The organism is Pseudonocardia sp. (genome assembly GCF_025465255.1).
Taxonomy (GTDB): Bacteria; Actinomycetota; Actinomycetes; order Mycobacteriales; family Pseudonocardiaceae; genus Pseudonocardia.
The window spans coordinates 1-6,889 of the sequence record NZ_JAODNI010000146.1; the positions used below are offsets into that span (position 1 = coordinate 1).

General features: G+C 74.3%; 5 protein-coding genes. All 5 read left to right on the forward strand.

Annotation, left to right across the window (positions count from 1 at the left end; genetic code table 11):
- Positions 1-200, forward strand: a 200-nt coding sequence (locus JWP64_RS17965) for an SDR family oxidoreductase (protein WP_297498470.1), incomplete at its 5' end; no start/stop codon positions are given.
- 80 nt (positions 201-280) lie between these two features.
- Positions 281-1,561, forward strand: coding sequence for an acyl-CoA dehydrogenase family protein (locus tag JWP64_RS17970; protein ID WP_297498472.1), 1,281 nt, complete (start codon positions 281-283; stop codon positions 1,559-1,561).
- Between the two features lie 105 nt (positions 1,562-1,666).
- A complete protein-coding gene (locus tag JWP64_RS17975; protein WP_297498474.1) occupies positions 1,667-3,301 on the forward strand; it encodes an NAD(P)/FAD-dependent oxidoreductase in 1,635 nt (544 codons plus the stop codon).
- 16 nt (positions 3,302-3,317) lie between these two features.
- Positions 3,318-4,922 (forward strand): bifunctional 3-(3-hydroxy-phenyl)propionate/3-hydroxycinnamic acid hydroxylase, encoded by a 1,605-nt coding sequence (locus JWP64_RS17980; RefSeq protein ID WP_297498476.1) that lies wholly within the window; start codon positions 3,318-3,320, stop codon positions 4,920-4,922.
- 65 nt (positions 4,923-4,987) lie between these two features.
- The coding region (locus tag JWP64_RS17985) for a CoA transferase (RefSeq protein ID WP_297498478.1) at positions 4,988-6,889 on the forward strand (1,902 nt) is incomplete at its 3' end.

Below are 6,889 nucleotides of genomic sequence, written 5' to 3' on the forward strand. Positions count from 1 at the left end.
ACACGCTGATGTCCGGCCCGTTCTTCACCGACGTCAGCAAGCACTGGGACCTCGACGCCGTCGCCGAGTCGTCCAAGGCGCACGCCCTGCAGCGCACCGGGCAGCCCCCGGAGATCGTCGGGGCCGCCCTGTACCTGGCCTCGGACGCGTCCAGCTACACGACCGGCGCGACGCTGCGGGTCGACGGCGGCATCCCGTGAGCCCGGTCCGTCCCGCCAGCCCGGCCATCCCGTGATCGCGCCCCGCCCCTGTACCGACGACGTCCGAGGAGGAGCCCGCGATGGCGTGGGACTTCAACACTGACCCCGACTACCAGGCCAAGCTCGACTGGGCCGCCGAGTTCGTGGACACCAAGGTGTCGCAGCTCGACCTGCTCTGGCCGCACGACGTGTACAAGCCGATGCTCCCCGAGCAGCGCGCGATCATCGACCCGATGAAGAAGGAGGTCCGCCAGCAGGGCCTCTGGGCCTGCCACCTCGGCCCCGAGCTGGGCGGCGAGGGCTACGGGCAGATCAAGCTGGCGCTGCTGAACGAGGTGCTCGGCCGCTCGCACTGGGCGCCGCGGATCTTCGGCACCCAGGCCCCGGACACGGGCAACGCCGAGATCATCGCCCACTACGGGACGCCCGAGCAGAAGGCGCGCTACCTCGAGCCGCTGCTCGAGGGGGACATCGTCTCGTGCTTCTCGATGACCGAGCCGCACGCGGGCGCGGACCCCGGCGAGTTCACCACCCGCGCCGAACGCGACGGCGAGGACTGGGTGATCAACGGGGCGAAGTTCTTCTCCTCCAACGCGCGCTGGGCCGAGTTCCTGATCGTCATGGCGGTCACGAACCCCGAGGCGGGCGTGCGCAACCGGATGTCGATGTTCCTCGTGCCGGCGGACACCCCCGGCATCGACATCGTCCGCAACGCCGCGCTCTTCGGCGACCCGGAGGGCGAGGGCTCGCACGCGCTGATCGAGTACCGGGACGTCCGGGTGCCGGCCGACGCGCTGCTCGGCGAGGAGGGCGACGCGTTCGGGGTAGCGCAGACCCGGCTCGGCGGCGGCCGGGTGCACCACGCGATGCGCACGGTCGGGCTGGCCCAGCAGGCGCTGGACATGATGGCCGAGCGGGCGCTGTCGCGGCGCACCCGCGGCCGGGTGCTCGCGGACATGCAGGCGGTGCAGCTGCACCTGGCCGAGTCCTACCTGCAGGTCCAGCAGTTCCGGCTGCTCGTGATGAACACGGCCTGGAAGATCGAGCGGTACGACGACTACCAGAAGGTCCGCAAGGACATCGCCGCGATCAAGGTGCTGACGCCCAAGGTCCTGCACGACGTCGCCCAGCGGGCGGTGCAGGTGCACGGCGCCCTGGGCGTGACCGACGAGATGCCGTTCATGAGCATGATCCTCACCGCGCAGTCGCTCGCGCTCGCGGACGGCCCGACGGAGGTCCACCAGGTGACCGTCGCGAAGCAGCTGCTGCGCGACCACCGGCCCGCCGAGGGGCTGTGGCCGACCGCGCACATCCCGACCCGGCGGGACGCGGCGCGCCGCGCACTGCTGGGTGCGCCGTAGCCGTCGGCCCGACCCCGCCCGCAGCCGCCGCGCACCCGGGACGGGTGCGCGGCGGCCGTCGTTCACGGGCTCCCATTCTGACGGTGTGTGCATTAGTGTCGGGGCATGGGTGACGAGGCGCGAGGGCTTTCCGAAGATGTCGTGGACGTGCTCGTGGTCGGAGCCGGCTTCGGTGGGATGTACGCACTGCACAAGCTGCGGGGGCTCGGCTTCTCCGTGCGCGTCCTCGAGCGCGGGCACGGGGTGGGCGGCACCTGGTACTGGAACCGCTACCCCGGGGCCCGCTGCGACATCGAGAGCCTCGAGTACTCCTACTCGTTCTCCGCGGAGCTCCAGCAGGACTGGGAGTGGACGCAGCGCTACCCCACCCAGCCGGAGATGCGGGCCTACGCCGAGCACGTCGCGGACCGGTTCGACCTGTGCCCGCACATCACCTTCGGCGTCGCCGTCACCACCGCCGCGTACGACGAGGACGGCGGCTGCTGGCGCGTCGGCACGGACGCCGGCGACCTGATCACGGCCCGCTTCCTCGTGCTCGCCACGGGCGTGCTCTCGGCCGCCAGCGTCCCGCAGTTCCCGGGCCAGGAGCGCTTCCGGGGCCGGATCGTGCACACCGGGTCGTGGCCGGAGGACACCGAGGTCGACGGCCTGCGCGTCGGCGTGGTGGGCACCGGCTCGTCCGGCATCCAGGTCGTCCCGCACCTCGCCGAGCGGGCCGGGCACCTCAGCGTCTTCCAGCGGACCGCGAACTACAGCATCTCCGCGGCCAACCAGCCGCTCGCGCCGGCGTACCTGCGGGACGTGAAGGCGCGCTACCCGGAGCTTCGAGAGCAGGCCCGGCGGTCCTTCACCGGCTCGACGGTCCCGATCAACCGGCAGTCCGCGCTGGCCGTGGACGAGGAGGAACGCAACCGGCGGTTCGAGGAGCGCTGGGCCCTGGGCGGCTTCGCCTTCCTCGGCTCCTTCGACGACGTGACCCGCGACCCCGAGGCCAACCGGCTCGCCGCACGGTTCGTCGAGGACAAGATCCGTGCCGCCGTCGACGACCCCGCCACCGCAGAGCTGCTGGTGCCCGCCGGACACCCGATCGGCAGCCGGCGGATCTGCGTCGACACCGGGTACCACGCCACCTTCAACCTGCCGCACGTCCGGCTCGTCGACGTGCGGCGCGCACCGATCACAGGGCTCACCGAGGCCGGGCTCCGCACCGCCGACGGCGAGGAGCACCCGCTCCACCTGCTGGTGCTCGCCACCGGCTTCGACGCGATGACCGGCTCGTTCGTCCGGATCGACGTCCGCGGCCGGGGCGGGGTGACCCTGCGCGAGAAGTGGGCGGACGGCGCCCGCACCTACCTCGGGCTGCAGACCGCCGGCTTCCCCAACCTGTTCACCCTCACCGGGCCGGGCAGCCCGGCCGTGCTCTGCAACATGTTCCTCGCCCTCGAGCAGCACGTCGACTGGGTGGCGGACCTGCTGGTCGAGATGCGCGAGCGGGGCGCCCGGACCGTCGAGCCGACCGTGGACGCCGAGCAGGACTGGAGCGGGCAGGTGGCGCGGGCGGCCGAGCGGACCCTCTACCCGCAGGCCGACTCCTGGTACGTCGGCGCCAACGTGCCCGGCAAGCCTCGGGTGTTCCTGCCCTACGCGGGTGGCGTCGGCAAGTACCGGCGGATCTGCGAGCAGGTCGTGGCGGACGGCTACCGGGCCTTCGTCTTCGACGCCGATCTGACGGTTGTGTAACCGAATGGAGAACGCTGTGGAGATCGAGACGGACGTCGCGGTGATCGGGGCGGGACCCTGCGGGGCGACGCTCGCGAACCTGCTCGGCACGTTCGGTGTGCGGACCGTCGTGCTCGACCGCGAGCCGGGGGTCACCCCGTATCCGCGCGCGGTCGCCGTCGACGACGAGTCGCTGCGGACGTTCCAGACCGCCGGGGTGATCGCCGGGGTGCTGCCGGACCTGATCCGCAACGCCCCGATCCGCTACCACTCCTCGTCCGGGCGGGTGCTCGCCCACGTCGGCCCGAGCGGCCGCCCCTACGGCTGGCCGCGGCGCAACCTCTTCCTGCAGCCGCTGCTGGAGGAGACGCTGCGCCGGGGCCTGGACCGGTTCCCGCACGTCACGCTGCACACCGGGACCGAGGTCACGGAGCTGGAGCGCACGGGCGACGGGGTCCGGCTGGACGCGAAGTCCGACGCGGGCCGGGTCGTCGTGAACGCCCGGTTCGCCGTGGGTGCGGACGGCGGGCGCAGCATGGTCCGGGAGTCCCTGGGGATCGCGCTGGAGGGGAGCACGGCGCCGTCGCGCTGGCTGGTCGTCGACGTCTCCGGGGACACCCTCGACGCGCCCTACTCCGCCGTGTTCTGCGACCCGGACCGGCCGACCATGACGATCCCGCTGCCCTACGGGCACCGCCGGTTCGAGTTCAAGCTGCTGCCGGGGGAGGACGACGACCGGGCCGCGGGGAGTGAGTTCGTGGCCGGCCTGCTCCGCCGGCACTACCCGGGCGCCCTGCCCGAGGTGCAGGGCCGGCGCGTGTACTGGCACCACTCCCGCATCGCCTCGGCGTTCGGCGCCGGGCCGGTGTTCCTGGCCGGCGACGCCGCGCACCTGCAGCCGCCGTTCTTCGGGCAGGGGATGAACTCCGGGATCCGGGACGCGACGAACCTGGCCTGGAAGCTAGCCGCGGTGACGGCGGGCCGCGCCGGGCCCGCCCTGCTCGACGGCTACGACGCCGAGCGCCGGGGGCATGCGACCGCGATGGTGTCGTTCGCGACCCGGGTGGGCAGCATGTACCAGCCCCGCAACCGCGCCACCGAGATCGTCCGGGACGGGTTCTTCCGTGCGGTGCAGCGGATCCCGGGCGCCCGGGACTACATCCTGCAGATGAAGTACAAGCCGGCGCCGCGGTACACGGCGGGCGCGGTCGTCCCCGCCGAACGGCCGGACCCGGGCTCGCCCGTCGGCCGGCAGTTCGGTCAGCCCTTCGTCGAGGACGCCGACGGGGCGCGGCGCCTGCTGGATGACGTCCTCGGGCCCGTCGTCGCGGTGATCGGGCTGACCGGCGATCCGGCCCGGCACCTGTCGCCGGAGTCCCGCGCCCGGCTGGAGCGTGCGGGTGGCCGGACGTTCGAGGTGCGGCCGAGCCGGGCCGGCGCCCGCTCGGGCCTCGCGGACCCCCGCTCCGGCTCGACAGGGCTGGTGGACGTCGACGGCGCGTTCCGCGACCTGCTGCTGGCCCGGCCGCAGGACGAGGTGCTGGTCGTCCGGCCGGACCGCTACGTGGCCGCGGCCTGCCGGGCCGACGCGCTGGAGAGCGTCCTGGACCGGCTCCACGAACGGCTCGACACCCCCCGATAGCAGAGCGGTGACCCTCCCCGCCGGCGTCCGCCCGCGGGGAACGACGACGAGGTCGGAGGTGCTCGGTGACACCTGTCCCCGAGGGCCCGTTCGCGGGCGTGCGGGTGCTCGAGCTGACGTCGGCCGGGGCGGGCCGGACAGCCGGCATGCTGCTCGCCGATCTGGGCGCGGACGTCGCCCGGATCCTGCCGGGAGGCCGCGCGCCGACCGGCTGGACCCCGGAGGACCTCTGCCTGGACCGCGGGAAGCAGCTGGTCACGGGCCGGGACGCGGGGTCGGCGGGGGAGCTGCGCCGGCTCGCGCTCGCGGCCGACGTCGTGCTCGACGACGCCACCCCGGGCACGTCCGTTCCGGGTCTCGGGCCCGCCGGCCTGCTCGCGGCGCGGCCGTCGCTCGTGCACGTCGCGCTCCCGCCCCACGGGACCCGGGGCCGGTGGCGGGACCTCCCCGCGGATCCGCTGCTGCTCGGGGCGCTCGGCGGCTTCGCGACGCACCACCCCGCACACGAGCCGGGACGTCCGGTCGCCTCGGTCGTCCCCCTCGTCGGGGCCGTCCAAGGGGCTCTCGCCGCGGTGGCCGCGGCGGCAGGCCTGCTGGGCGTGCACACGTCGGGCCACGGGCGGGCCCTGGAGGTCAGCGGCCTACACGCGTCAGCGGCCTGTCTCGGCACGATGATGACCGAGGGGCTGGACGTCGAGCGGCTGTTCTCGCCGGGGTCCCGATTGCCCGGATCGCCCAACTTCCGCACCTACCGCTGCGCCGACGGCCGGTTCCTGCACCTCGCGGCGCTCACCGCGGACTTCTTCCTCCGCGCCCTCGACGTGCTGGACCGGATGGACGTCCTGGTCCTCCCGGAGGTGTACGGCGAGTTCGCCAACCTGCTCAAACCCGACGTGGGCGCGGCGGTGGGGGAGGAGCTGGAACCGACACTCGCGACCCGGCCGCGGGACGAGTGGCTCGCCGCGTTCGCCGAGGCGGGAGTCCCGGCGGCGCCCGTCCGCACCCGCGCGGAGTGGCTCGACGACGAGATCGTCGCCTCCGCGGCGCCTCCGGTCACCCTGACGCACCCCGTCCTCGGCCGGGTCGCCGTGCCCGGCGTCCCGATCGGGCTGCCGGACACCCCCGGAGCCGTCCGGCACCTGCCCGGACCCGGGCACGTCGTCGGCGCCGGGGACCTGTGGCGCGAGCCGGCCGCGGCCCGCGTGCCGGAGGGCTCGGCGCCGGCCCTCCCGCTCACCGGGCTGCGCGTCGTCGACCTCAGCACGTTCCTCGCCGCGCCCTTCGCGAGCGCGGTGCTCGCCGACCTCGGGGCGGCGGTGGTGAAGGTCGAGACCACCGGCGGGGACCCGTACCGCGTCTTCTCCGCGTCCTACGCCTCCGCCAACCACGCCAAGACGATCGCCTCGCTGGACCTGCGCACCCCGGCCGGCCGCCGGGCGCTGCTCGAGCTCGCCGGCGGTGCGGACGTCCTGGCCGACAACCTGCGCCCCGCGAGCATGGCGCGGCTCGGGCTGGGCGACGAGGTCCTCGGCGCCGGCCCGGCCCTCGTCCGGTGCTCGGTGTCGGCGTACGGCCGCACCGGGCCCTTCGCGGACCTGCCCGGGTTCGATCCCGTGCTACAGGCGCTCTCCGGGCTGTCGGCGGCCCAGGGCGGGACCGGCGAGCCCGTCGCCACCACCGCGCCGGTGCACGATGTCGCCACCGGGGCCCTCGCCGCGCTCGGCGTGCTCGCCGCGCTGGTGGCCCGGACCGGCAGCGGGCGGGGTCAGCACGTCACGGTGTCCCTGGCGGCCACCTCGACGTTCCTGCAGGCCCAGGAGCTGACGAGCTACGACGGCCGCCCGCCGGCGGCCGTCGGGGGCCGGGACTTCGCGGGTCCCTCCGTCGCGCGCGGCTACCACCAGGTCCTTCGACCCGCACACGACGGTCTCGACGATCGGGGCCTTTCCCTACCTGAGCCTCGTCTA

Coding starts and splice junctions, on each gene's coding strand:
- JWP64_RS17970 (WP_297498472.1), top strand. CDS start 281: ATGGCGTGGGACTTCAACACTGACCCCGACTACCAGGCCAAGCTCGAC.
- JWP64_RS17975 (WP_297498474.1), top strand. CDS start 1,667: ATGGGTGACGAGGCGCGAGGGCTTTCCGAAGATGTCGTGGACGTGCTC.